Here is a 1175-nt window from a genome sequence, read left to right on the forward strand (position 1 = left end):
GCGGCGGCGGCGGCGGCGCGGGCCAGCGGGCTGCGGGCGGCGAAGGGGCGCGCGGCCAGCGCCATCGCGAGGTCGGCGAGCTCGGCGGCCGCCTGCTCGGCGACGGTCATCGCGCCGGTGGCGGCCTCGAACGCGGTCGCGGTGGCGGGGTGCGCGGCGGCGGCGGTGCGGGCCTCGGTGACGGCCCGCTCGGCGGCCGACGTCGCGATCTTCACGGCGACGGCGCGGGCGGCGCGTTCGGCGGCGTCCATGGCGGGCGTCCCGGCGAGCTGGTCGACGATGCGGGACGCGGCGAGCCCGGCGGCGTCGCGGGCGGCGCGGCGGACGGGGTCGCTCGCGGTGACGGCGAGCCGTGCGGCGCCGGCGGCAGCGGGGGCCAGCTCGTCCCACAGGTCCTCGAGCCGTGCGGCCGCCGCCCGGTCCAGCCGGGCGAGGGTGCCGTCGCCGCCTTCGGCGGGCTCCGGGTTCCCGGGTGCGGCGTCGCGGGACGAGCGTTCGGGCGTCCGCCCGGGGACCGGTTCAGGGGCCGGTTCGGGCCGGGGGGACGGCGCCGGCACGCCGGCCCGTTGCACGTTCTCGTCCACGACCACGCCCCTTTATCACGGTCACGTCTCCTCAAATCACCATAACCGCCGCGCGGCCCCCGAAGTTCCCTGCACTCGCCGGGACGGTGGCCGGAAGGGTGGCGGGCGAGGCGTCCGGGCGGATAGAGTCGTCGGCCGGAACCGAAGGGAGGTGGGGTGCATGGCCGTCATCGCGGTCGCTGCTGCGCGCAGCGCTCTGGCCGACCTCATCTTCCGGGCCTCGGGCTGACTCCACGTTCTCGCGCGCCGTCGGCGCGCCCGCCCGGGTGCCCTTTCATCCGAAGGGTTCCGAACCGTTGTCTCACTTCTCCGGTGGGTCGTTCCTTGCCGCCTACGGCTGGGACGAGACCCTCGAGGACGATTTCTCCGTTCACCTCTCCGCGGGCCTGACGCCCGCGCGGGTGGTCGCGGTGCATCGCGGACTGTGCGATGTGGTCACCGCGGACGGCCCGGTGCGCGCGGTGGCGCCGCGCGCGGACGGGCCGGACCCGGTGGCGGCGCCGTGCACCGGCGACTGGGCGGCGCTGCGCCCGGTCCCCCGGACCGTCCCCGGCACCGCTCAGGAGCCGGACCCGGCGGCGGGCGCCGACG

The 1175-nt window shown here is 78.1% G+C and carries 2 pseudogenes; one reads left to right on the plus strand and one right to left on the minus strand.

Annotation, left to right across the window (positions count from 1 at the left end):
• Positions 1-584: pseudogene (locus ACFQ11_RS37725) on the minus strand (hypothetical protein); the annotation flags it as partial.
• Between the two features lie 296 nt (positions 585-880).
• On the opposite strand from ACFQ11_RS37725, the pseudogene ACFQ11_RS37730 reads away from it, so the two are divergent.
• A pseudogene (locus ACFQ11_RS37730) lies at positions 881-1175 on the plus strand (hypothetical protein); the annotation flags it as partial.

It is taken from the genome of Actinomadura sediminis (assembly GCF_042675525.1).
Lineage (GTDB): Bacteria > Actinomycetota > Actinomycetes > Streptosporangiales > Streptosporangiaceae > Spirillospora > Spirillospora sediminis.